Raw genomic sequence first — 443 nt, 5'->3', positions numbered from 1 at the left:
CGCATGGCCTGGGCGACCTTGAGCAGCCGCTCGGGCGTCGGCACGCCGAGCGCGGCGCGGATGACGTTCTTGTCGTCGCCGGCGCCGAGACCCTCGAAGGTGAAGTCGTCGAGGCCCGTGAGGCCGGTCTCCAGCCCGCGCAGCGCCTTCTGCAGGCTCTCGGCGAACGTGCGCCCGATCGCCATCACTTCGCCGACGGACTTCATCGAGGTCGTGAGCGTGCGCTCGGCGCCGGGAAACTTCTCGAAGGCAAAGCGCGGGATCTTGGTGACGACGTAGTCGATGGTCGGCTCGAAGGACGCGGGCGTGGCCCCTCCCGTGATGTCGTTCTCCAACTCGTCCAGCGTGTAGCCTACGGCGAGCTTGGCCGCGACCTTGGCGATCGGGAAGCCCGTGGCCTTGGACGCAAGGGCGGACGAGCGCGACACGCGTGGGTTCATCTC

1 pseudogene is annotated in these 443 nt (G+C 68.6%); it reads right to left on the bottom strand.

Features of this window, described 5'->3' with window-relative positions:
* Nucleotides 1-443: pseudogene (locus I6F37_RS40110) on the bottom strand (carbamoyl phosphate synthase large subunit); the annotation flags it as partial.

The sequence above is a fragment of the Bradyrhizobium sp. NBAIM08 genome (genome assembly GCF_020193935.1).
Taxonomy (GTDB): domain Bacteria; phylum Pseudomonadota; class Alphaproteobacteria; order Rhizobiales; family Xanthobacteraceae; genus Bradyrhizobium; species Bradyrhizobium yuanmingense.
The sequence above is the reverse complement of the archived record's forward strand: the minus strand, read 5'-3'. Positions and strand labels throughout refer to the sequence as shown.